Here is a 25,317-nt window from a genome sequence, read left to right on the forward strand (position 1 = left end):
AAGCGCGGCTAAATATGAAGTTCAATTTAAACAAGTCTATTAAGGTAAAAGTAGATTAGAGAGCCCTATTTTATCAACCACTTCTCACAGCTTTCTAAAAATGCTGGATCAGCATCAGCACCAATGCCGGGGGTATCAGGCACTTCAATGTGGTAACCGTTATAAATTATCCCGCCAATAACCGGATCTGCTAAATGTCCAAGCAAAGGCGAGTCCATATCAAAAAATACAATGTTGGGGCTGGCCAGGGCAAAATGCATACTGGCACTCATACCAATCCTGGTTTCCAGCATTCCGCCCATCATACACTTTATGCCTGCTTGCAAAGCGACTTCATGAATCTTTTGGGCTTCAAGTATTCCTCCTGACTTTGAAAATTTAATATTGAGGTAGGAGCATGAAGCGCTGTTGATCAGCTTACGGGCATCATGATGGTTATAGCAACTTTCATCAGCCATTATCTTTACAGGCGAATTGGCATGTAATTCAGGAAGCCTGTCGTCGTACCAGGTACGCATTGGCTGTTCACAAAATTCAATATCGTAAGCCGCAATAGCACCCAGGGCAAATAGTGCCTCATCAAAATCCCATCCCTGGTTGGCATCTATCCGCAATATCATTTCATCTCCAACTGCATTTCTGATCTGCTTTACCCGGTTTATATCGTCATGTAAATCCTTACCTAATTTGATCTTAATGATGCTGCAGCCCTTTGCTTTTAATTCCAGCGCAGCATGAGCCATGTTTTCGGGTGTGCTGATCCCTATAGTAATATCAGTTTCAATGCTGCGTTTTTGTCCGCCTAAATACTGGTATAGCGGCAAACCGGCATGCTTTGCCGCGATGTCAAATAGCGCCATGTCAAATGCACTTTTTATCGTTCCATTGTGGGCGGCAAAGCCCAGCAGGTCATTCATCCGGTCGGGAATCTGAAGGGGGTCTGTGCCGATAAAAATCTTTGCAAATTCTTTGGCCATAACGATGCAGGTTTCCTGTGTTTCACCTACTATGGTCGGGAAAGCAGAGCATTCTCCTACGCCGTGGATACCCGCATCGGTATATATTCTTATAAGCACATTTTGAGAAAAGTGCATAGTGCCGGTAGCGATTACAAACGGCTTTGTGGGGATGCTGAATCGGAATATTTCAATATGAGTAATGACCATAACATAAGGCTTGTACTATAAAAGTACAATTTGTATAGGACAGAAATGAAAACTACGTTCAATTAACACACGGTTAACCTGCAGTCAACATACAACTGTTAATTTTGGGGAAACCTTTTTCTTTATGAAATACCTGTCTGGCATTTTTGTATTGCTGTTATTAGGGTGCAGCAACAACGATAAATCCATTAAAGTAAAAGGCTCTGATACGGAAGTTAACCTGGCGGTGAACCTTGCCGAGCACTTTTATAAGATCAACGATGATTTTAGTGTGGCCATCTCCGGAGGTGGCTCCGGACTGGGCATAGCTTCACTTTTGAATGGTCAGGCTGATATCGCCAATTCTTCACGTCCGCTCAATGATGAGGAGGACAGCTTGTTTAGAGTGAAGGGAATCGATATCAAAACGGTAGTCTTTGCAGAGGATGCTACTGCATTCATTGTACAAAAAGATTTTCCGCTTGATTCTATTGATGTGGCTACCTTAACTAAGGTGCTGAGCGGGGAATACAAAAACTGGAAGCCCGTTACCGGACAGGATGTAGTGATCAACATTTACGGCCGTCAGAGCAATTCCGGCACACAATCTTTTGTGAGGAAAAAATTGAAAATAGAATTTAGCCGGGATGCCAAGGAAATGAACGGCAATGCACAGATCATGGAGGGGGTAAAGATGGATGTTTCAGGCATAGGGTATGTTGGTGCCGGATACATCATGCAGGACGGGACCAATCAACCAATAAAAGTATTAAAAATCAGTAGAGAGCAAGGCGAAGCTGCGGTATCTCCCCTGGACGAGGCGGCTATTGTTGCTAAAAAATACTACTTCCAAAGGCCGCTTTACCAGTTTATTCCTATAAAATCATGGGATAAAGTTTCGGCCTTTATCAATTTTGAAAAAAGTCCTGCCGGGCGCAAATTAATACAGGCATCGGGCTATTATATTCTAGATTAATTATCCTTCATGAAATTAGCTGCAAGAGAAAAAATAGATGATGCTGTAAAACTATTGTTCAGGACAACCGGATTATTGGTAATTGCCATTTTGGGGGGTATTTTCTTTATGCTTATCTGGAACTCAGTGGCATTTTTCCTGAAGATCAAGCCGCTGGATTTTATAACCGGGACACAGTGGAACCCTTCCGGTAGTAATGCCGAATACGGTATATTGCCCTTATTGGTGAGTACCTGCCTGGTTACTTTAGGGGCCATGACCATTGCCATTCCTTTAGGGATCGGTACTGCTGCCTTTCTATCTGAATATGCTGGGAAAAGACTCAAGAGTATCTTAAAACCGGTTATTGAAATGCTGGCTGCCGTTCCTTCAGTGGCGATCGGGTTTCTGGGGATTGTGATCCTGGGACCGGGTATTGCAGAATTAACGGGACAGTCGAATGGGCTAAACGCCTTAAACGGAGCTATTTTGCTAGCCGTTATGGCGCTGCCCACAATCATCACTGTTACAGAAGACGCGCTGCATGGAGTACCGCAGTCTTACCGGGAAGCAAGTTATGGCGTAGGCGCCAATAAATGGCAGACCCTGATCAGGGTAACTATACCGGCCGCTGCACCGGGGATACTTGCCGCGGTAATGCTGGGTGTGGGCAGGGCAATAGGAGAGACCATGACCGTACTGATGGCTACAGGGAACGCCTCTGCATTTCCCAAAGGCTTCTTTCATTCTGTACGCACCATTACTGCTACCATCGCTATTGAGATGGGAGAGGTGCCCTATCAGACCACGCATTATTACGCACTGTTCGCCATCGCGGCTGTCTTATTCCTTATCACCCTGGCAGTAAACCTGATCGGTGAGTATTTTGTCAATAAATTTAGAAAATATCAGGCCGCATGATGAAAAAACTTACTCCGCTAATTGAATGGGGCACATTGCTGTTCTGCACAGGCATGGTCTGTTTTTTTCTTGTCGTCATACTGTGGGACCTGATTAGTAAAGGCGCACCATCGCTGAGCTGGGAATTTGTGACTTCGCTGCCAAGTGAGGGCATGACCAAAGGCGGTATTCTTCCCGCCATTATCGGAACGGTACTTTTAACCATGATCACAGCACTTGTTTCGGTGCCTTTTGGTATAAGCTGTGCAATTTACCTGAATGAATATGCAAAGGATACTTGGCTGACCAGACTTATCAGGGCTTCGATTCGTAACCTCGCCGGCGTACCCTCCATTATTTATGGTTTGTTCGGGTTGGCGCTGTTTGTCCAGGGTTTGCAAATGGGTACATCTTTGATCTCTGCCGGACTTACATTGGGATTGCTGTCACTTCCGTATGTGATCATTACTACTGAAGAAGCTCTGCGCAGGATTCCTGCGAGTACCCGGGAAGCGGCACTGGCAATTGGGGCAACCCAGTTTGAATCCATCCGTGATGTGGTATTGCCATCTGCACTGCCCGGCATATTAACCGGGGTAGTGCTTACGCTTTCGAGGGCAGCTGGAGAAACTGCCCCCATATTATTTACCGGGGTAGCATTTTACATCAATAATCCTACTGGTTTTTTAAACCAGGAGTTTATGTCGCTCCCTTACCATTTATACATGTTGTCTACACAGCACCAGGCGATTGAAGAAGTCAGACCGCTTGCTTATGGCACCGCGCTCGTGTTAATCATAGTGGTGTTTTTATTAAACCTTACCGCGTTTTATGTGCGGTATAAACACAGTAAAGATGAATAATGATCTGGTAAAATTATCTGCTGAGTCCGTCAACCTTTGGTTTGGAAGCAAGCAGGTACTAAAGAATATAAACATTGATTTTGCACCCAACCAGGTTACCGCTTTGATTGGTCCCTCTGGCTGTGGTAAAAGCACCTTGTTGCGGGCGTTTAATCGCATGCATGACCTTTCTCCTGATGCCAGGATCGAAGGTAAACTGGTCCTTGAGGGACAAGATCTTTATGATGGGCATTTCTCTGCCACGCAGGTGCGCAGACGCATCGGTATGGTTTTTCAAAAGGCAAACCCCTTTCCAAAGAGCATTTATGAGAACATCAATTACGGTCTGAAAATTAATGACATTCCAAAAGCGGAACGGAAAGGGATCATTGAAAATGCACTCAAAGAAAGTTATATATGGGATGAATTGAAAACAGAGTTGGATAAACCTGCTACAAGGCTATCTGGCGGCCAACAGCAAAGACTTTGTATCGCAAGGGCGGTCGCACTCAGGCCAGAGGTCATTTTGATGGATGAGCCTTGCTCGGCCCTCGACCCCTTAAGTACTTTGAAGATCGAAGAACTGATCGTTAAATTGAAAAAGGATTATACCATTGTGATCGTGACCCATAATATGCAACAGGCACAGCGTGTTGCGGATAAAACGGTATTCATGTACCTCGGGGAGGTAATTGAGGAAGGGGAAACAAAGGAGCTGTTTAATAATCCTAAAAATGAGCTTACCGGCAATTATGTTAAGGGGCGTTTCGGCTAACCAGCTCAGTAAAATTGTTACCTTTATGGTATGAATACCGAACCCAATAGCCTGATCAATGCCTCCTCGCCATATTTGCTGCAGCATGCTTACAATCCTGTAAACTGGCACGAATGGGGACAGGAAGCCCTGCAAAAAGCCAAAACTGAAAATAAGCTGATCTTAGTAAGTATCGGGTACTCTGCCTGCCACTGGTGTCATGTAATGGAACGGGAAAGCTTTGAAAACCATGAGGTGGCAGAGGTGATGAACAAGCATTTTGTCTGCATAAAGGTAGACCGTGAAGAGCGGCCGGATATAGATCAGATCTATATGCTGGCCATACAGCTGATGACCGGCAGTGGGGGATGGCCCCTCAATTGTATCTGCCTGCCGGATCAGCGCCCTGTATATGGGGGTACGTATTTTAAAAAGACAGATTGGATAAATGTATTGCTCAATGTGGCAGATATGTGGGAGAAGGAGCCTGAAAAGGCGTTGCAATATGCCGACAGGCTGACGGATGGGATTAAGAATGCAGAAAAGATCATACCCAATGTACAGCTGAGTGAATATGATAAATCACATTTAACAGAAATAACAGAACCCTGGAAGCGCTATTTCGATATGGCCGAGGGTGGGTATAACCGTTCTCCTAAATTCCCATTACCGAATAACTGGCAGTTTATGCTCAGGTATAGTCATCTGATGGAAGATGACGCTACTCAGGTACCTGCACTGTTTACTTTAGAAAAAATGGCCCAAGGTGGGATTTATGACCATGTGGGTGGAGGTTTTGCTAGATATTCGGTAGACGAGCGCTGGCATGTACCTCATTTTGAGAAAATGCTGTATGACAACGGTCAGCTGATTAGCTTGTACGCTGAAGCCTTTCAATACACGAGGATGCCTTTGTTTAAGGAAGTGGTAGACGAAAGCATCGCCTGGCTGGAAAGGGAGATGACTTCACCTGAGGGTTTGTTTTACTCTGCACTGGATGCAGATAGTGAGGGTGTGGAAGGTAAATTTTACGTCTGGAGCAAGGAGGAGTTTGACAAGGTGCTGGGAGATGACGCTGTTTTGCTGACAGATTATTTTAACGTTACCGAAGACGGTAACTGGGAAGAGGAACAAACTAATATCCTGCATACTAAGTTTGTAGAGGAGGAATACGCGCAAGTTAAAGGACTTACCGTACTTGACTTGCAGACAAAGATCAGGGAGGCCAAAGGGAAGCTGCTTGAAGAAAGGAGCACACGCATCAGGCCCGGACTGGATGATAAATGCCTTACTGCCTGGAATGGCATAGCGATAAAAGGCCTTGCAGATAGTGCCGCTGCGTTTAATAACCCACATTATTACGATACCGCAAAAAAAGCAGCCTTATTTATTTTAAATAGCATCGGCATGGAAGATGGTGGTCTGTATAGAAATTTTAAAAGTGGAAGGGCTACTATTGCCGGATTTCTGGATGATTACGCCTTTATGATTGATGCATTGATCGGCCTATACCAGCTGGATTTTGAGGAAAGCTGGTTGGAGGAAGCAAAGCGCCTGACGGATTATGTGCTGCATAATTTTAACGACGCGGATAGTCCTATGCTGTTCTATACCTCTGAAAAGGGAGAGGTGTTAATCGCCCGAAAGCATGAGATAATGGACAATGTGATTCCTTCGTCTAACTCGGTAATGGCCCAAAACCTCCATAAACTTGGGCTGTTATTTGATGAGCAGAAGTACACCGATAAAGCATCGGCTATGCTCGCTGCGGTACATCCTCAAATAAAAACCTATGGCTCGGCCTACTCAAACTGGGCCATTCAATTGATGAACGAGATATTTGGAATAAATGAGATAGCACTAACAGGAAATGACATTGAAGAGGCTAAGCGGCAGTTCAATGCACACTATATTCCTAACAAAATTACTTTAGGAGGAACAAATTCCAATCTTCCTTTGTTGAAAGATAAGCAAAGCAATGAAACAAAAATATATATTTGTCGAAATAAAGTGTGCCAGTTGCCAGTAAGTACGGTTGATGAAGCATTACAACTAATAAATTAAAAAAACATCACAATGAGTATTAAACCCAATACAGTAGTATCATTAACGTACGAATTGCATACGACTAATGAAGAAGGACAACAAGTTTTTGTAGAAAAAGCTGATGAGCAAAACGCATTGGTATTTTTGTATGGTACAGGAATGATGCTGCCGAAATTTGAAGAGCATTTAAACGGTTTAAATGCCGGAGATGACTATGGTTTTGAGCTGACTGCGGCTGATGGCTACGGTGAGGTAGATCCGGGAGCTTATGCAGATTTGCCAAAAGATATGTTCAAGGAAGTCGACCTGCCTGCTGTAGGGGATGTTATTCCATTGCAGGACAATCAGGGCAATCATTTCAGAGCTGGCGTAACAGCAGTGGGAGATGAGGTTATCTCAGTAGATCTAAATCACCCGATGGCTGGTAAGCACCTGATATTTGCAGGTAAGATATTAACAGTACGTGAAGCTACTCAGGATGAACTGAGCCATGGTCACGCTCACGGTGCTGATGGCCATTCAGGTCACTAAATAATAATATACAGAAGGTGTCTTCAATAAGAGGACACCTTCTTCTTTTTTATATCGATTTTGCGGCGACCAGTGATATGGGTGGGTTATCCATCGCATTGCCGGTATTTAGTTTTAATGTACCCTTTACTACAATGGTATTGTAAGTGAATTTTATGGGCTCTGCCAGTTCCACCAATACCATCACCGGGACACCATTTTTGCCACAATAAAAGCATTGATTGATTGGCAGGGTAGAAAGCATGAACTTAGTCTGCTTCATGCCATCTTTTATCGGAACGATATAGCCTTCCAGTTCAAAGGTCTTATTGGCCAGCTTCTTGATCTTGTCATTGTATACAGCAAACATCTCCGTATCCTTAACAATCTTGAAATCTACACTTCCTATGATGTCCCAGTTGTCGGACATGATCTGGTCGTCCGGGTTGTGCTGTGCTTTGACTGCAAAGCCAATAAAGAGTAGTACTATCAAAAGGATCTTTTTCATTCAATTAATTTTTAGACAATATTTTAGAAATATTAGCTCTGTAAGCTTGTATTGCTGGTATGATTGCTGCAAATATACCAATTGACAAGCCAGCAGCAAATAGGTATATCTCATCCCGGAGTAAAACCATTCCGGTCAATCGCGCCTGACTGCTATCCTGGTTGCCTCCTATAAACTCCAGTGCCATATGTCCTAACAATACCCCAATTATTGTGCCTGCAAGCGTAAGGACGATACCTTCTGTTATAATGATAAGGAATAATTTACCCCTTGAAGCGCCTAAGGTGCGCATAATGGCCAGGTCATAACTGCGCTCTTTTAAAGAATTGTACAGGTTTACAAATACGCTGATGGCTGCGATGAGCATGATCAGTACGGCAAACCATTGTAAGGTGTCGACACCCACACCAATTAAAGAAAACAACCTGGTGCTTTCCTGCGCAGGGGAGGCGGCCTGCATATTGGTAGTTTCGTTTACCATACGCGGAAATATCGCCACTGACATGGGAGAGCGGTATTGAATCAACAGGGAGGTAAGTTCCTTATCGTCCTCATCATGATGTTCATGCTCATGTGCATCTTCTTCGTGATCATCATGCATCTTCCACACGCTGGCTATATTGGTCAGGATCAGGTTATCCGTTACATTTCCCTGTGGTGTAAGTATACCTGATACGGTATAAGCATGTGATTCGTGCACATCAGAAGCACTGGTCAGTCCATGTGCTCCAAAAAAAGTATCGCCAATTTTCAATTGCTGTGTGGCGGCTACAGTAGCACCTATAGTAGCTTCAAAGTCTTCCTGCCATAATTTACCTTCTTTAACCTGCAGCTTATACAAGCCCACAAAGTTACTGTCCGTACCTACTATCCGGACGCCTTTATAGTTGTCGCCCAGTGCAAGGGGTACCGCTTTTTTTACCAGCGGGTTGCGCGCCAGTTCCATGGCTGCTTTCATGGGGATGTTACCCGTTGGGAAATCAATGTAATAAATACTGCTCAGTACCAATTGCAGCGGGCTTCCTTTAGCGCCAACTACGAGGTCTACGTCTTTTGAATTGTTTTCCAGTTTTTCACCGATCTGTGAGGATGCCAGCATCAGTATGGTTAAAATGCCGGTACCAAAGGCAATGAGTAGTATGTTTAATGCCGACGACAATGGTTTCGACCACAGGCTTTTCCAGCTAATCTTGAATGGGCTCATAGTAGTTCGTAAGTGTTAGTGAAAGCATCTTTAACCCTTTTATCGTGTGTGGCAACAATCAGTGTAGCTTGGTTGATCTCCGATTGCTGTATCAATAGCTGCAATACAGCAGCAGTGTTTTTGTCGTCCAGACTGGAAGTAGGCTCATCAGCAATCAGCAGAGCAGGTTTATTGATCACCGCCCGGGCTATTGACACACGCTGTAGTTGTCCCTGGCTTAGTTCGCTGGGGTAGTTGTTTATTTTGTCAGCAATGTCAAGCGAGGCCAAGACCTCTTTCACTCTGTTCATATCCTCGGGAAGCTTGGCAAAACTCTGGGCCAGTAACAGATTTTCTGCTATAGTTAGACTTTTTATCAGGTGAGGCCGCTGAAAGATGATGCCAATATTCCTGCCCCTGAACTGGTCCCGTGCTTTGGAAGAAAGGCGGTAAATTGAAGTTTCGCCAAGCATTACTTCTCCATGCTGCGGTTTCAATATCCCTGTCAGGATGTGCAGTAAAGTGGTCTTTCCACTGCCTGATGCGCCCAGCAGCAGCCATTGATCTCCAGAGTTAATCTGCCAGTCTTTAAATTTGATCTGATTTCCGCCGGGATAATTGTGTGCTACTGCCTGTATTGAGATCATGCGGGTTTTTTTGTGGATAATGGCCAAAGATATTTGTTTAGCCATTGAAATAAATATTTTTACGTTAAAAATTTGCTTTCTATATTCTAATCCCTAATTTAAGATACTTTTTAACGGATTAGATTATGGAGATTATACACCTTAGTGCAGAATGTTATCCTATAGCCAAAGTAGGCGGTTTGGGTGATGTGGTTGGCGCTTTGCCTAAATATCAAAACAAACTGGGACATGTAGCCAAGGTGGTAATGCCTGCCTATCAGACCAGGTTCATGCAGGAAAACGAATTTGAAGTGGTCTATGACGGCTGGAGCAAACTCGGTTTTCAAAATTTCCCGGTAAGGATATTCAGAGAAAAGACCAATAAACTGGGTTTTGATCTTTTTCTGGTGCATATAGCCGGATTGATGGACAGAGAAAAGGTTTATGGATATGATGATGATACTGAACGCTTCCTGGCTTACCAGATCGCGGTGCTCGACTGGATGTCACAGTGGGAGCACACTCCGGATGTGATCCATTGTCATGATCACCATACGGGTCTGGTTCCTTTTATGGCCGCTTACTGCCAGCAGTTCAATAAGCTTAAAAAAGTGCCTACCATACTGACCATTCACAATGCGCAATATCAGGGACAGTTTGGCTGGGATAAACTGCATTATATACCGCCTTTTGATCTTTGGAAGGCTGGGCAGCTGGAGTGGCGGGGTGCCATTAATCCATTGGCCTCTGCTATTAAATGTGCCTGGAGGGTCACTACCGTGTCGCCTAGCTACCTGGATGAGATCAGTTTCAATGCCAATGGACTGGAACAATTATTTGCACGTGAACGCGGCAAATCGGTAGGGATACTAAACGGGATAGACAATGATGTGTGGAACCCAACTACAGATCCTATGCTGGAAAAGCAATATGCGATAAGAACTGTTGAAAATGGAAAAAAAGCAAACAAAGACATGCTTTGCCGTGTTTTTGAACTGGATCCTGATAAGCCCTTGTTTACCTTTATCGGCAGATTGGTGGGCGAAAAAGGAGCCGACCTGTTGCCGGATATATTTTACCGGACTTTAATTGAGGGAAACGGGGAGATAAACGTACTGGTGCTTGGTTCGGGAGATCCGCAGGTAGAAGGAAGGCTGGCACAGTTGAAGCATGCATTTCCGGGAAATTACAATGCATACATTGGATATAACGAGCAATTGTCACATCAGATCTATGCAGGAGCCGATTTTCTATTGATGCCCAGCAGGGTAGAGCCTTGTGGCCTGAACCAAATGTATGCGCTTAGGTATGGTACTATACCGGTAGTAAGACGGATAGGAGGCTTGAAAGATACAGTTGTTGATATTGGCGATGAGGGATTTGGGATCTGTCATGACCAGACAAGTGTATGGGATGTTTGTCATGCCATTGGCCGGGCAAATGAATTATACACAGATAAGAAAAAAATGAAGGAAATACGTAAGTTTATCATGCAGCTGGACCACTCGTGGGACAGGGCTGCGCAAGAATATATAGATCTATACCAAATATAATTACTATGAACATGACTGAAAAAGTATTGGCAGTAATCCTTGGCGGTGGCCAGGGTTCAAGGTTGTCTCCGCTTACACAAACGCGCTCCAAACCTGCTGTACCGATTGCAGGTAAATATCGGCTTGTCGATATTCCGATTTCCAACTGTCTGAACTCGGGAATCCACCGTATGTTTGTTTTAACACAGTTTAACTCTGCTTCGCTCAACAAGCACATTAAGAATACCTATCATTTCAGTCACTTTAGCCTGGCTTTTGTGGATATTCTGGCGGCTGAACAAACACCTGAAAATCCAACCTGGTTTCAGGGAACAGCAGATGCAGTAAGGCAAACCATGCATCATTTGCTAAACCATGAGTTTGAATATGTACTTATCCTGTCTGGCGATCAGTTGTACCAGATGGATTTTGAGCCGATGGTACAGGCACATATAGATGCGGGAGTGAAAGTGACCCTTGCTACCATACCGGTAAATGCTAAAGATGCCCCGGACTTTGGGATCCTTAAATCAGATGAGCGGAACATCATTACTTCGTTCATTGAGAAGCCAAAAACCAATCTCGAAGACTGGACTTCAGATACAGGTCCGGAAATGCATGCCGAAGGGAAGGATTATTTAGCTTCAATGGGTATTTATATCTTCAACAGAGACCTGCTGATTAAGATCTTTGCAGAAAATGCAGATGAGAAGGATTTTGGTAAAGAGATCATTCCCAGAATGCTTACTGAGCACGATGTTTTGAGCTATCAGTATGATGGGTACTGGACGGATATAGGAAATATATCTTCTTTCTTTGAAGCCAATCTCGGATTGACAGACGACATTCCTAAGTTCAATTTATTTGACAGCCATCACAGTATATTCACCCGTGCACGTATGTTGCCGCCGTCAAAAATACTGGGTACCACACTAGATAAAACCATTATCGCAGAGGGCTGTATTTTAGAAGCTAAAAGCATCAAACATGCAGTTATCGGCATCCGGGCACGTATCGGAACAGGTACACATATCGAAAGCTGTTACATCATGGGCAGTGATAAATACCAGACCCTGATAGAAATAGAAGAGGAAAAAGGAAAGAAACCGTTGATAGGAATCGGTGATAACTGTAAAATAGTGAATGCCATAATTGACAAGAACAGCAGGATAGGGGATGACGTAGAAATCATTGGAGGAGCTCATTTGCCTGACGGCGATTTTCCCCTGTACACTGTTAAGGATGGTATCGTAGTGGTTAAAAAAGGAGCCGTTATACCAAATGGCACTAAGATCTAAAACTGATACTTAAATACCAGAGAGAAAGTTGTTTTCTCAAATGGAGTGGAGGACACCTCTAAACTCCCCATATGCATCTTCATAATGTTTCGGGTAATGGTAAGGCCAATACCCGAACCATTTTTTCTTGTGGTAAAGAAGGGCACAAAGATCTTTTCCACTAGATCGGCCTCAATGCCTTTTCCATTATCACTCACTTCCAGGAATAGCTTGTTTTGATCCAACCTGTAGTTAATTTCAATGATTGGGTTTTCAATATCTTCCAGTGCATAAATGCTGTTGGTAACCAGGTTGATCAATGCTTGCTCTATCAGCTTCAGGTCTATCTGTATACTGATTTTTGAAGCCGTTTGTTCCACCTTCAGTCTGATGTTACGTCCGGAGGCAAAAGGCATCATCAGCACTTTAATGTGCTGCAAGATTTCGCCGATGGTATGGTGCTGCAGTTGAGGGGTTGGCAGTTCAGCTATCAAACGGTAATCCTTCACAAAATCAAGTAATCCTTCTGATCTTCTTTTTATCGTTTGGATGGCTGGTTTTAGGTCTTCCAGTTCGGCGTAGTTTAAGGTCTGTTTGCCCGCAATCATGCTATTTACCGTGTCTGAAAGCGAACTGATCGGGGTAATGGAGTTCAATATCTCATGTGAGATGACGCCGATCAGCCTGTTCCACGCTTCTGTCTCTTTCTGTTCTATTTCATCCTTAATGTTCTGAAAAGAGATGATCGTATAATCTGTGAGGTACAAGTTCAAAGGAATAATTTCTGTAGACAGCTGGATTAATTTATCCTGTAGCTTAAGTTCGATGAACTTCTTGCCGCCCTTTGCGATGTTGACAATTTCATTGGCAAACTGAGGGATATGCCCTTCCAGTCGCCGCCAGTATTTATAAGCAGGAATCCCTAACAAATTGGTTGCCGCCTGGTTAAAAAATACGATTTCAGATAGTTTCGGGTCTTTTCCATAGTCCTTCACTACTATTACTCCTACCGGCACCTGTTCCAAAATAGTTTTGATCAACTGAAACATCGAATCTTTTTCCAGCTGTATGTCTTTATGGATCTGGATGATGTCATTAAACGACTCATATAGTTCAGGAAAGCTTCCTTTAGTAACTTTATTTTTAAAATTCAGGGTGCTGTCACGGGTTTTTACTGCCAGGATGAATCTTTTGATGTCTTCCCTGATCTGGTTGATATAAAAATATAAACTAAAGATGCAGCTCAGCAAGAGGACACTCAGACCTATGATGGTAAACCACAGTTCGGTAGTCCTGATAAGATGTACCAGAAAAAAGGCCAGTAGGTTGATCACCAGTAACCTGATGATCAGTCTGAAGGTAAACCGTTGGTAAAACATACTAAAGATCAAATTTTTCAATGCGCCTGTACAATGCCGCACGTGTTAAACCCAGATCAGCGGCAGCCCTGGATATATTTCCCTTGTGCTTGTCTATAGCCTTCTGTACCATTAATTTCTCCATTTCTTCCAGTCCCATATCAGTTTGTAAGGGAGCATTGCCCCCAAATCTATTGGGCATCAGCTGCAGGTCGCTGCTTACTATTTCTTGTCCTTCAGACATGATCACGGCGCGTTCTATCACATGCTGAAGTTCGCGGACATTGCCCGGCCAATGGTAATTCAGCAAGGTAGTTTCTGCTTTTGGCTCAAATCTCAATATGCCTTTATGGTATTTGCCAGCAAAACTGCTGAGGAAATGACTGGCCAATAGTATGATGTCAGTGCCACGCTGCGCCAGTCCGGGCAGCAAGAGCTCAACCGTATTTATTCTAAACAAAAGATCTTGCCTAAAGGTGCCTTTAGCTACCATCTCATTCAACGGCATGTTGGTGGCAGTGATGAGCCTTACGTTTATTTTTCGCTCTTTACTCTCTCCAAGCCGGGTTACCGTCCGGTTTTGCAGTACGCTTAATAGCTTGGCCTGAAGTGGTAAGGAGAGATTGCCTATTTCGTCCAGGAATATGGTACCTCCTTCGGCCATTTCAAAACGCCCCGGCTTATCCTCTTTAGCATCCGTAAAAGCACCCTTTGCATAACCAAAAAGTTCACTTTCAAAGAGATTTTCATTTAGCGACCCTAAGTCCACATGCATAAACAGCTGGTTTCTTCTTGTCGAAAGTCTGTGCATTTCATACGCAAAAACCTGCTTTCCCGTCCCGTTTTCACCCAATATCAGTACATTGGCATCAGTTGGCGCTACTTTGATCAGGGTGTTTTGCAAATGCCTGATCGGATCGGAAGTACCCACTATATTCTCAAACTGCCGGTTGATGTCCTTTTGCAGGGATGAATGGATTTTTTCCAGTTTTTTTATCTTTTTGTTAGACTGCCTCAGCTTCGATGCAGCAGACAGTGTGGCAAATAGCTTTTCATTTTCCCAGGGTTTGAGAATGAAATCAGTAGCTCCTTTTTTGATGGCCTGAACGGCAAGTTCGACATTGCCATAAGCAGTCATCAGAATTACCACATAGTCCTTGTCAATGGAGAGGATGTGTTCCAGCCAGTAGAGACCTTCGCGCCCGTCACTGGCACCTTTTTGATAATTCATGTCAAGCAAGACAATATCTACCTCATTGCGGCTTAGCAATACGTTGAGCTCTTTTGGTGATTTACAGGTCAGTACCTGGTTGAAGTGCTGTTTCAGAAACAGCCTTGCACTCAGTAGGATATCGTCATCATCATCAATTACCAATACGTTTGCGTCTATCATATTTCCAGTTTAAGCTTGCGTATCCCAAAATTACTGAAAGTGTTCGATGATGTACAGAGAGTGTCCGATAATGAACGATATTTTCTTGGTGCTTGGGTTAATTACCTGATAATGTGTAATATAAAATGATATTTATCAATTGGCATATACTTGGCATAAACAGATAAGTACAGAAATAAAAAAATGGATAAGATCATAGAGAAAAAGAGATTCAATAAGAAAACCATCCTGACAATTGCCGGGGTCGTCCTTTTTGTGGCTCTTGTGGCATACGGTTATAATTTGTCTTTAAGCAAGGTCTATAAAGCTGATGCCGATAAGGTAACAGTCAGCAAAGTGATCTATGGAGATTTTGAAGATGTGGTATTGTTAAATGCCAGCGTTGTTCCGCTTACCTCAGTCATAGTAAGTTCTCCTGAAGGTGGTACAGTAGCAGAGATTTTTACAGAAAATGGCGCCAGCGTAGAGAAAGGGACGCCACTGTTGCGGATTGCCAATCCAAATGCGTTATCCAGCTACACATCCAGTGAAACGAGTATAACCGAGCAGATCAACCAATTACGCAAGCTAAGACTTGACCTGGAGCAAAACCAGCGGGTGATGAGCCAGGATATGATGGAGATTGAGAACAGTCTGAGGACCGCAACGAGAAAGTATAAAATAGACAGTACACTCTACTCAAAAAAGGTGATTACCCAACAGGAGTTTAATATCTCCAGTCAGGATTATGAATATTATGAGGGCCGTAAAAAGATTCTGAAAGAGGCTGTTAAGCAGGAAAACCAGAGTCGGGTGATGCAGTTGCAGCAAATAGATTTTTCTATCACCAGGATGAACGAAAGCCTGGAAACGATCCGGCAGAACATTGAAAATATGACCATCAAAGCCCCGGTTGCGGGACGCTTATCATCCTATGATCCCGTGATCGGAAAATCGTATGGTGCCAATGAGATGCTGGGGAAAATTGATGTTTTGCAGGGATATAAACTGCAGGCAGGCGTAGATGAATACTATGTGAACAGAGTGAAAGAAGGGCAGTCAGCCAATTGTGAGTTTAACGGAAAAACCTATCAGTTGACGGTAAAAAAGGTAATACCTGAAGTAACTGCCGGACAGTTTCAGGTAGAGCTTACCTTTGAAAAAGATGCTCCTGAAGGTCTAAGACGAGGATTGTCCATGCAGGTCAAGCTCACCCTTTCAGACAATAGCAAGTCGCTGCTGTTGGCCCAGGGTCAATTCTTTCAAAGCACCGGCGGTTCATGGGCTTTTGTAGTAAAAGAAGGCAAAGCCACAAAAAGAACGATAAAGATTGGCCGTAAGAACTATCTTTATTACGAAGTGCTGGAAGGCCTGCAGAAAGGCGAGGAAGTGATCACCTCTTCGTACGATCAGTTCAATCAATACGACATTATAGAAATAGACAAATAAGACATACCATGATAAAAATCGAAAATCTGGAGAAAGTTTATAAAACTGAAGAAATTGAGACCACTGCCCTGAATGGCATCAATATGCAGGTGAAGGAAGGTGAGTTTGTTTCCATAATGGGCCCTTCAGGATGTGGCAAATCTACCTTGCTCAATGTAATGGGATTGCTGGACAAGCCGGAAAGCGGAAGCTATCAGTTTGCCGGAACGGAATTGCTTAAGCTGAACGACCGGGAGCGCTCTAACTTCAGGAAGCGGAACATGGGCTTTGTGTTCCAGAATTTCAACCTGATTGACGAACTGACAGTGTTTGAGAACATAGAACTGCCGCTTATTTATAACAAGATCCCTTCGGCAGAGCGTGAACGACTGGTAAATGAGATCATTGAGCGTATGAACATCGTAAACCGGAGCGGGCATTTTCCACAGCAGCTTTCGGGTGGCCAGCAGCAAAGGGTAGCAGTTGCGCGGGCGCTTGTGACCAAGCCAAAGCTGGTACTGGCTGATGAGCCGACAGGAAACCTGGACAGTTCACATGGTAATGAGGTAATGGAACTGCTCTGCGAGTTGAACGAGGCCGGAACTACCATCGTCATGGTCACCCACTCTTCGCATGATGCTAGTTTCTCTAACAGGATCATCAACCTGAAAGACGGCCATGTGATCTCAGAAAAAATCAATAAAGGAAGAACGGAAGAACTGATATAATGATCAGATATCAAACAGATGCAGATAGTGCGACATTTGGTAGAAGAAAATACTTTGAGCAGTAAAAGATGGCGTTCAACCAACGGTGGCTCCTGGAGCCACAACTGTTGGTTTTGTTAATATATTCCTGTTTATCAATTATTTGGGCTAACTTTATAGTCTGGTCATAGGAGTTTCATGAAAGAGGCACGTTTTGTGCTTTTTTTGATACATGCTGATTATACCGGCATCCCATCTATGAAAACTAGCATTTTTAAAATTCCTGTATTCCGGTACGGCGTAGTCGTGATGCTCATGACATTCTTATGTGGCATCATCTTTTATCTCTCTGTTAACTATAATAAAACCAGGAAGATGCAAAATGATGTAAACAGCCTGATGGCTATACATGAAAATTCTTCACAAATTGATGATTGCATCCTTAACCTCTACCGTGCAGATAATGACAGCCGTCTCTATAGCGTAACAGGTGACACCAGTTATTTAAAAAGTTTTACAAGGCACATCAAACGGATTGATTCCATTTTGAAAAAACTGGCAGCGGCAAGAAGTATTCCTATCAATACCTCCTCGGTAAAGATATCCAATCTAATGGATCGCAAAAGTTTAATTACAAAAGACTATATGCATTTAAGACATCTTTCTGATAGTTTAATTAAACTCACCCTGCAAAATCCTGCACTTTTGACGAAACCAGGCCGCATAGCCAGGAAAAGCCTGATTGTTGCACCTACAGTTACTACAGATACAAGCATTAAGCATAAAAAGAAGAAATTATTTGGAAGAATCGCAGATGCCATTTCAGGTAAAAATTCAGCGAAGGTGGATACAGTATACATTTCTAAATCTGTCGTTACGCCACAGGATAGCAGCGTTACAACTGATCGCCGAACTAACTATTATAAAAAGCTTTCCCTGGCCAACAATGGAATGCGCGCCCAGGAAAGAGAAATGCTCTATATCAATTCCGGAATTATCCAGGAAATTCTTGTTGTATTGAATCGGTATAAAAAGGAGGAACAGGGTTATACTGCCAGCAGGAAAAGAATGCTTCGTGGAAACTTAAATACCATTTTTGCCGGCGTATCAGAACTATCCCTGCTGACGGGTATCTTTCTTTCTCTGCTAATTCTTATCCTTTTATACAATACATGGAAAATTTTTACGCATGAGAAGAAGTTGGTCGCCTATAGCGAAGACGCAATCCGTTTTGCTGAAGAAAAGAGTACCTTTCTGGCTAACATGAGCCATGAAATCCGTACACCGCTCAATTCAATTGCAGGGTTTTCGGAGCAATTGGAACAGAGTTCGCTGAATGCTGAGCAGTCCGGACAAATCAAAGCGGTTAGGAACTCTGCAGAAATGTTACTGAACGTTGTGAACCAGGTACTGGACTATTCGAAATATGAAACCGGGAAGATGATCTTTGATAACGCTTCGTTCCTGCTCGACACAGTATTAACGGAGGTTACCATAAGTATGGGAATACTGGCAGAACAAAAAGGTATTCATTTACGCAGTGAACTTAAATATAATAAAACACTTTACCTGTCTGGCGATGCGTTTCGGTTGAAACAAGTGATTATGAACCTGGTGGGGAATGCAATTAAATTTACAAAAAAGGGAGAAGTAGCCCTGCATGCCTGGATAGAAGAAGGGCCTGCCGGCATTCAGATGTTACATGTCGCAGTAAATGATACAGGAATGGGAATCAGTCAAGCAGATCTTCCATTTATTTTCAAAGAATTTACCCAGGCTACAAGTAGCCGGAAACAGCATCGCAGCGGGACCGGACTGGGACTGGCCATCTCGAAAAGCATTGTTGAACTGCAGGGTGGTAGCATCACAGTCGAAAGTGAGCTGGGCAGGGGCTCTGTATTCTCGTTCACTATTCCTTTTGAATCAGGTCAAATTATAGCCAGCCAGCAAGCCGCTGCTTTTGATGAAGAAGAAGTGAGAACATTTTTGAAGAATAAGCGTGTATTATTGGCCGAAGATAACAATATGAATGTTTTGCTGGCGAAAACGATTCTGCACAAATGGAACATAAGCTGCGAGGTTGCTTATAATGGTAAAGAAGCACTTGCCTTGTTTGAGAAGAATGACTATGATCTGATTTTAACAGATATACACATGCCAGAGATGGGGGGTGTAGAACTCGCTTCTTTGGTACGTCAGATTAGTGATCAGGATAAAGCGAATATTCCCATATTGGCACTCACTGCTAATGTCATGGTTGAGGATCATCACCACTATTTAGGATCTGGCATAAGCGCGATAGCTTTGAAGCCATTCTTTGAAAAAGAACTTATTTACAAGATCCAGTTTCTGCTAAAGAAAATCTCTGTTCAGCCTGTTTGATTATAATGTAATTGGTAAGGGATAGACCAACTTGGCCTATCCCTCCTGTTACGTGTGATTACTCGGCGGCAGCCTGCTCGTTTACAAAGCTTTCGGCCACTTTAGTCAGGGCAACATCCGTTGCTTTTTCATTTTCCAGGGTGAACTGTAATAGTTCAGCAACTTCGCTGTGTCCCATGTTGTTTGCGAAGACCACGAGCGTACCGTAGGTTGCAATCTCATAATGCTCCACTTTTTGAGCAGCAAGGATCAGCCCGGCATCCCGGATCATGGTACCCGCCTCAGTGTCTTCTATGATTCCTTCTGCTTCTTTAAGCAGCCCTTCCATAGCATCACATTTCTTAGCTTGTGCCTTTTCTTCCAGCAATGCAAACACCTGGTCCAGCGTTGCAATGTGCGTATTAGTTTCTTCTGTGTGTTTTTCAAATGCTGCCGCCAATTCAGGACTGGTAGCTGCCTTTTTCATTTTAGGTAAGGCTTTTGCCAGGTGTTTTTCAGCCCAATAAATGTCCTTTAACTCGTCTACAAAGAACTCATGGAATTCTGAATCTTCCATTTTCCCCGTTTTTCCGCCCTTAGCTGAAGAAAGACTTACACTTGAACTTTTTGTTGCAGTACCTTTTGCGGTAGCTGCTTTTTTAGATGATGTTTTTGTAGTTGCCATTGTGTTGTTTTTTATGAGTATAGATTTAATGCATTAAACGCGTTAGGAGTAATTTTGTTTAATAATTTCAAAATTAGTTTAAACGGTATCAGTGGCTTGCAACTAGTGTGGCGTAACGAAGGCCAGGATGTTATAATCCAAACTTCCCTTCCACCCAATATGGTTGGGTTTTAATAAATAGCCAGTACTTAATCTATTGATGAACAACGGCAATTTAAAAAGTGTCCGTTTACGTACAAAAGGTGTACGTAAACGCACAGGCAGTAGGGGGTTTTGATTGTAAGTAATTGGTTGTCAATCGTATGTGTGATAATGCTAATTTGGCATTAGCTTTGGCATTAGCCTATCATATCCACAGCAATCATTAACTTTAGCTATGTTCAAACTGAACTTTAAAATTGCACTAAGAAACCTTTGGAAAAATAAAGGCTTTACACTGATTAACGCAGGCGGTTTAGCTATTGGTCTCGCCAGTTGCATGATCCTGCTGCTGTATGTTGCCTATGAATGGGAATATGATAAACAGTTTACAGATTATGACAATACCTACATAATCTATAAAAACGACCCTGTGTCTGATCAGGTGTATACCAATGCATGGACTCCTGGTGTTATGGCAGCCGAAATTAGAGAGAAAATCTCAGGAGTAAAATATGCATCACGTTCGACCTATCCATCGAACATGCTGATCACTTATAAAAATGATAGTTATAAAAAGCAAGCGGTACATACCGAGCCCTCGTTTCTGAAAATACTCGACTACAAGTTTCTCAAAGGTGATCCAAATACGGCACTGCAAAGTATCAATTCCGTAGTATTGACAGAGTCATTGGCGAAAACTCTTTTTGGCGATTCAGACCCCATTGGCAAAGAACTGAAATTAGACAACAAGGAACCACTAAGGGTGGAAGGCGTAATTTCCGATGTGCCTGAAAATAGCAGTATACAGTTCGATTACCTGATGTCATGGACTTTGTTTGAGAAAACAAATCCCTGGGTTAAAAACACCGATTGGGGAAGTAATTTCTGCCTAACTATGCTGCAGTTAAAGAGTAATAAGTATTTTGATCAGGCGAACAGCCAGATGAAAGAACTCGTAGGACGCAACGATAGTGATACAGGTGTGGAGGCTTTTATGCATCCTTTGTCTAAATGGCATTTATACAATGATTTTGAAAATGGAAAGCTTGTGGGCGGCAGCATTGATCAGTTGAAGATCTTCGCTTTACTTGCCGGGTGCATACTCCTGATCGCTTGCATTAATTTTATGAATCTTTCGACAGCCCGATCAGAAAAGAGGGCAAGAGAAGTGGGTGTACGCAAGGCAATAGGCTCATCCCGAAGCTCATTGATCGGCCAGTTTATGCTGGAGTCCGTATTGCTTTCATTAATGGGGATGATTGTGGCTTTCATGCTTATGGAGATTAGCTTGCCATATTTTAATAATTTGCTGAATTTAGAGCTGGTTTTAGCCTACCGGGATTGGAAGTTCTGGGGAATGCTGGTCGCACTGACTTTATTTGCTGGATTAATAGCAGGGAGCTACCCGGCGTTTTATCTCTCTTCGTTCGAGCCAGTTAAAGTATTAAAAGGGTTCAGTGCCAGAGGTGGTTCATCTCTACCAGTGCGTAAAATACTGGTGGTTTTTCAGTTTGTTTTCGCGGCCTGCCTGATTGTTTGCACCTCTGTTATTTACCAGCAATTGGATTTTATAAAGCGTAAACCCATTGGGTATGATAAAGGTAATCTCATACAGCTAACAGCTCACGGTACATTGAAAGACCAAAAGAAACTCCCTCTGCTGAAAACGCTGTTAATTAAATCCGGCGCGGCGAGCCATGTTTCCAATTTTTCTACTGATATCAGCAGCGGGGGAAATAACACAACCGGAATAGCATGGCCGGGCAAAAATCCAAAGAATGATATTCTTTTTAACACACGCGGTACCGGGTACGACTTTGTAAAAACAATAGGAACGGAGATGGTGTCCGGAAGAGCGTTCTCGGCCCGGTTTAAAGACTCGACCAATGTGATCGTAAACGAGGCCGCAGTGAAAGCCATGGGACTGAAAGATCCAATCGGAACAGTGCTTGAATGGGGCGATGACCGGCATACTATTATAGGTGTCATGAAGGATTTTGTAGTGGAATCTGCCTATCGTGACGTAGCTCCTATGCTTTTTTATCCAGATTATCTGGATGATATTTCCGTAATTTTGGTGAGGATAAATCCCTCTCAAAATATCACTTCTTCGGTCGCTAAAATAGATGAAATTGTAAAGCAGTTCAATCCAGCTTATCCCATAGAAAGAACTTTCGTAAATGATGCTTTTGAGACCAAATTTGACGATGAAAAGTTGCTGGGTACCTTGGCCAACTGGTTTGGCGGCTTTGCTGTATTTATTTCCTGTCTTGGCTTGCTGGGCTTGGCGCTATACATGGCAGAACAGCGTAAAAAGGAGATCAGCATCCGAAAGGTACTGGGGGCCAGCACTTACAATATTCTTACACTTTTGAATAAGGATTTCATCAAGCTCGTGGCCATAGCCAATCTAATCGCCTTTCCGCTCGCGTATATTATTATCAATAAGTGGCTCTCAGGCTATGAGTTCAGAATTCAAATTTCCATATTACCGTTTGCCATTGCCATTGCCTTGTCATTGATCATTGCCATTCTTACTGTAAGTGTGCAATCGGTAAAAGTAGCGAAGGCCAACCCCGTTGATGCATTAAAATACGAATAACCTACGATCGCATGCTGAAACTCAATCTGAAAATAGCACTAAGAAACCTTTGGAAGAACAAACTCATCACTACCATAAATGTGGGCGGACTGGCAGTTGCGCTAGCCTCGTTCATATTGATCATCATGTATGCCAATTATGAAACCAGTTTTGATAAGGAAAATCCGAACTACGATAATATTTATATTGTTGGAATCACTTATCCGGAATTTAAAACTTATTACACGGCTGCTCCGTTTGCAAAAGCCATCGAACAAAATTTCCCTGAAGTTGAGTCTGTCGGAATAATAAAAGGGAGTTCTTTTGAACTGGCCATTAAAAATGGCAAAAACACACTTTTTACTAACAACATTTTACAGGCTGATTATGATGCAGCGAAGATCCTCAATATAACACCTGAAGGTGGCCTTATAAAGCCAACTGGTGATGTAGAAAGACTTAGTTATTTGAGTAAAGAAAGCATGAAAACGCTTTTTCCGGATAAAAAAGACAATAAGCCGGAAATGGTTGGATTTGGAGCGAGTAATTTAGGGATCACAGGAATAATAGCTGGCTCGATAAAAAAGAACTTGCATTCAAACTTTACTTTTGATGGTGTTTCTATCGCCAACGAATTAGGCGAAGGTGACAATTATGATATGAATGATTTCTCCATCTATTTACAGGTGAAGCCTGAAACGAATTTGGCGGGTCTCGAGCAAAAAATTACTGATTTATACAGAGTTGAATTATTAAAAGGTAAAACTGGTCAACAATTAATTGATGAAGTAAAAGGTATTTCCACCTTTTTAGATCCACTCTCCAACCTGCATTTAAAACCAAAAGCTGGCAACAACGCACCTTACAAAATATTAATAGCACTTTCTGTTCTGGGAATTTTAATTCTAGTCATCGCTTCTATTAATTTTACCAATTTAAGTATTGCACAGGCAACTAAACGAGCAAAAGAAGTTGGCATCAAAAAAGTACTTGGCGCTTATCGGTTTCAATTAACAACACAGTTTTTGGTCGAGATATTTATGCAATGCTTTGTAGCTACTATTCTAGCCCTGATTTTAGCAGAATTGGTATTGCCGAACTTTAATAATTTGTTTCAAACCCACCTATCAATTTGGCGTATTGATAACGATTTGTCCTGGCAATTACCGTTAATTTTAACCGTAATTACGGTTATTGCTGGTATTTACCCGGCAATGGTTTTATCAGGTTTTAAACCCGCGGTAGTTTTAAAGGGAAATTTCTCTAGCAGTAAACAAAGCTATTGGTTGCGTAATGGATTACTGGTTTTTCAGTTTAGTGTTGCTATAGTATTCATCATTGGTTTATTCATTATCAATTCGCAACTGAAATATATGAGTAAAGAAGATCTCGGTTTTACAGCAAATGAGGTAGTTTACATTAAAAACATCACAATTTTTAACGATCCCGTCAAATTCGAACCAGTTAGAGAAAGGATTCTTAGAATTCCGGGAATTAAATCGGCAACTGTGGCCACTTTTATACCTGGTGGTGAAAATGGAGTGAATAGTTATACCGCCAATGGTTTAAAAGCAAATATTGATTTTGTGGATGTAGATTTCGATTATTTCAAAACCTTGGAGATTAAACTAAAAGAAGGGCGTTTTTTCTCTAATGATTTTAAAACGGATACTGCAAACGCTGCTGTAATAAATGAAAGTGCCGTAGCTAAATACGGGATTAAAAGCCCTATCGGACAAATTATTAGGGGCTGCAATATCGATTATAAAATAATTGGTGTAATTAAAGATTTTAAAACGCAAGGCTTTGAAAATGCCGTTCAACCTACTATTTACGCCATTAAAGACCCTTGTGGTGGTTATAAAATGCAAATCATGCTTAAGATTGAAGAAAATAAAATGGCTGAGGCATTGGCCACATTAAAGGCACAATGGCTTGAAATTAATCCTAAAGATGGCGAAGACTTTAGATATGAATTTTTAGATGAATTGTATGGAAAGCTGTTCAAAAAGCAAGAGCAATTGCAGTCCATGTTTTTTGCTGCGGCTTTGTTAACTATTTTCATTGCCATATTAGGTTTATTCGCCTTTGCAAAATACATTACCAACGGTAGAATTAAGGAAATCGCTGTTCGTAAAATATTAGGAGCAGCTGATGTTCAAATCTTGAAACTAATTAACCGTTCGTTTTTTATTATGGTTGTTTTAGCCAACATTATCTCCTGGCCTGTAGCCTATCTTCTAACTAAAATGTGGCTAGGAACCTTTGCTTACAGAATTGATCTATCACTTTTACCGTTTGTTGCCAGTGCCATAATAACCATTTTATTAACGGTGCTCACGGTAACCGTTCAGGCTGCCAAAGCCGTAAAAGCCAATCCTGTAGATGCCCTTAAATACGAATAAG

Annotated in this window: 20 protein-coding genes; 13 read left to right on the forward strand and 7 right to left on the reverse strand. The window is 42.5% G+C overall.

Translation table 11 applies throughout. The features are described from left to right. Positions 1 to 65 precede the first annotated feature (65 nt). Positions 66 to 1,166: a mandelate racemase/muconate lactonizing enzyme family protein gene (locus EZ437_RS14505; protein ID WP_131596782.1), complete on the reverse strand. Its 1,101-nt coding sequence runs from the start codon at positions 1,164 to 1,166 to the stop codon at positions 66 to 68. A 124-nt stretch (positions 1,167 to 1,290) separates the two neighbouring features. Here EZ437_RS14505 and EZ437_RS14510 point away from each other — a divergent pair, with 124 nt between their 5' ends. From EZ437_RS14510 to EZ437_RS14535, 6 genes are read left to right on the forward strand one after another with little or no spacing between them, the layout of a single operon-like run. After that, positions 1,291 to 2,121 (forward strand): substrate-binding domain-containing protein, encoded by an 831-nt coding sequence (locus tag EZ437_RS14510; RefSeq protein ID WP_131596783.1) that lies wholly within the window; start codon positions 1,291 to 1,293, stop codon positions 2,119 to 2,121. Positions 2,122 to 2,130: 9 nt separating this feature from the next. Beyond that, the gene (pstC, locus tag EZ437_RS14515; protein ID WP_131596784.1) at positions 2,131 to 3,021 is read left to right on the forward strand and encodes a phosphate ABC transporter permease subunit PstC; all 891 of its coding nucleotides are present in this window, start codon (positions 2,131 to 2,133) and stop codon (positions 3,019 to 3,021) included. Further along, entirely contained in the window at positions 3,018 to 3,863 is an 846-nt protein-coding gene (pstA, locus tag EZ437_RS14520; protein WP_131596785.1) for a phosphate ABC transporter permease PstA, read from the forward strand. The genes pstC and pstA overlap by 4 nt, the downstream gene beginning before the upstream one ends. Beyond that, a complete protein-coding gene (gene pstB / locus EZ437_RS14525; RefSeq protein ID WP_131596786.1) occupies positions 3,856 to 4,617 on the forward strand; it encodes a phosphate ABC transporter ATP-binding protein PstB in 762 nt (253 codons plus the stop codon). The genes pstA and pstB overlap by 8 nt, the downstream gene beginning before the upstream one ends. Positions 4,618 to 4,647: 30 nt before the next feature. Continuing rightward, complete coding sequence (locus EZ437_RS14530; protein WP_131596787.1) at positions 4,648 to 6,660, forward strand: thioredoxin domain-containing protein; 2,013 nt, start codon at positions 4,648 to 4,650, stop codon at positions 6,658 to 6,660. A 12-nt stretch (positions 6,661 to 6,672) separates the two neighbouring features. Further along, positions 6,673 to 7,173 (forward strand): FKBP-type peptidyl-prolyl cis-trans isomerase, encoded by a 501-nt coding sequence (locus EZ437_RS14535; protein WP_131596788.1) that lies wholly within the window; start codon positions 6,673 to 6,675, stop codon positions 7,171 to 7,173. 49 nt (positions 7,174 to 7,222) lie between these two features. On the opposite strand, the gene EZ437_RS14540 is transcribed toward EZ437_RS14535, so the two are convergent. Genes EZ437_RS14540 through EZ437_RS14550 form a run of 3 tightly spaced genes read right to left on the reverse strand, consistent with a single transcriptional unit; the run spans position 7,223 to position 9,535 of the window. Beyond that, entirely contained in the window at positions 7,223 to 7,660 is a 438-nt protein-coding gene (locus tag EZ437_RS14540; protein ID WP_131596789.1) for a hypothetical protein, read from the reverse strand. Between the two features lie 4 nt (positions 7,661 to 7,664). After that, positions 7,665 to 8,864, reverse strand: a complete 1,200-nt coding sequence (locus EZ437_RS14545) for an ABC transporter permease (RefSeq protein ID WP_131596790.1) — start codon at positions 8,862 to 8,864, stop codon at positions 7,665 to 7,667. Further along, positions 8,861 to 9,535 carry an ABC transporter ATP-binding protein gene (locus tag EZ437_RS14550; protein ID WP_317126431.1) on the reverse strand — a complete coding sequence of 225 codons (675 nt, stop codon included), beginning with the start codon at positions 9,533 to 9,535 and terminating at the stop codon, positions 8,861 to 8,863. The genes EZ437_RS14545 and EZ437_RS14550 overlap by 4 nt, the downstream gene beginning before the upstream one ends. An 80-nt stretch (positions 9,536 to 9,615) precedes the next feature. Between EZ437_RS14550 and EZ437_RS14555 the strand changes: the two genes are divergently transcribed. Together EZ437_RS14555 and EZ437_RS14560 are read left to right on the forward strand one after the other, a co-directional pair. Continuing rightward, entirely contained in the window at positions 9,616 to 11,022 is a 1,407-nt protein-coding gene (locus EZ437_RS14555) for a glycogen synthase (protein ID WP_131596791.1), read from the forward strand. 11 nt (positions 11,023 to 11,033) lie between these two features. Beyond that, positions 11,034 to 12,299, forward strand: a complete 1,266-nt coding sequence (locus tag EZ437_RS14560; protein ID WP_131596893.1) for a glucose-1-phosphate adenylyltransferase — start codon at positions 11,034 to 11,036, stop codon at positions 12,297 to 12,299. Here the strand turns inward: EZ437_RS14560 and EZ437_RS14565 are convergent. Both EZ437_RS14565 and EZ437_RS14570 read right to left on the reverse strand, forming a co-directional pair. After that, positions 12,296 to 13,657, reverse strand: coding sequence for a sensor histidine kinase (locus tag EZ437_RS14565; RefSeq protein ID WP_131596792.1), 1,362 nt, complete (start codon positions 13,655 to 13,657; stop codon positions 12,296 to 12,298). The two genes, EZ437_RS14560 and EZ437_RS14565, sit on opposite strands and share 4 nt — an antisense overlap. Before the next feature lies 1 nt (position 13,658). Continuing rightward, positions 13,659 to 15,029, reverse strand: a complete 1,371-nt coding sequence (locus EZ437_RS14570) for a sigma-54-dependent transcriptional regulator (protein WP_131596793.1) — start codon at positions 15,027 to 15,029, stop codon at positions 13,659 to 13,661. A 183-nt stretch (positions 15,030 to 15,212) separates the two neighbouring features. Here EZ437_RS14570 and EZ437_RS14575 point away from each other — a divergent pair, with 183 nt between their 5' ends. From EZ437_RS14575 to EZ437_RS14585, 3 genes are all read left to right on the forward strand, one after another. Further along, positions 15,213 to 16,457, forward strand: coding sequence for an efflux RND transporter periplasmic adaptor subunit (locus tag EZ437_RS14575; RefSeq protein WP_131596794.1), 1,245 nt, complete (start codon positions 15,213 to 15,215; stop codon positions 16,455 to 16,457). Between the two features lie 8 nt (positions 16,458 to 16,465). After that, entirely contained in the window at positions 16,466 to 17,164 is a 699-nt protein-coding gene (locus EZ437_RS14580; RefSeq protein ID WP_131596795.1) for an ABC transporter ATP-binding protein, read from the forward strand. A gap of 237 nt (positions 17,165 to 17,401) precedes the next feature. After that, complete coding sequence (locus EZ437_RS14585; RefSeq protein WP_165500429.1) at positions 17,402 to 19,525, forward strand: ATP-binding protein; 2,124 nt, start codon at positions 17,402 to 17,404, stop codon at positions 19,523 to 19,525. Between the two features lie 58 nt (positions 19,526 to 19,583). Here EZ437_RS14585 and EZ437_RS14590 read toward each other — a convergent pair whose 3' ends face one another. After that, complete coding sequence (locus EZ437_RS14590) at positions 19,584 to 20,189, reverse strand: YciE/YciF ferroxidase family protein (protein ID WP_131596797.1); 606 nt, start codon at positions 20,187 to 20,189, stop codon at positions 19,584 to 19,586. Between the two features lie 376 nt (positions 20,190 to 20,565). Here EZ437_RS14590 and EZ437_RS14595 point away from each other — a divergent pair, with 376 nt between their 5' ends. Together EZ437_RS14595 and EZ437_RS14600 are read left to right on the forward strand one after the other, a co-directional pair. Next, entirely contained in the window at positions 20,566 to 22,932 is a 2,367-nt protein-coding gene (locus EZ437_RS14595) for an ABC transporter permease (protein ID WP_131596798.1), read from the forward strand. A gap of 11 nt (positions 22,933 to 22,943) precedes the next feature. After that, the gene (locus EZ437_RS14600; protein ID WP_131596799.1) at positions 22,944 to 25,316 is read left to right on the forward strand and encodes an ABC transporter permease; all 2,373 of its coding nucleotides are present in this window, start codon (positions 22,944 to 22,946) and stop codon (positions 25,314 to 25,316) included. The last annotated feature ends 1 nt before the right edge of the window (position 25,317 follow it).

Origin of the sequence: Pedobacter psychroterrae, from assembly GCF_004331695.1 — a bacterium.
Lineage (GTDB): Bacteria > Bacteroidota > Bacteroidia > Sphingobacteriales > Sphingobacteriaceae > Pedobacter > Pedobacter psychroterrae.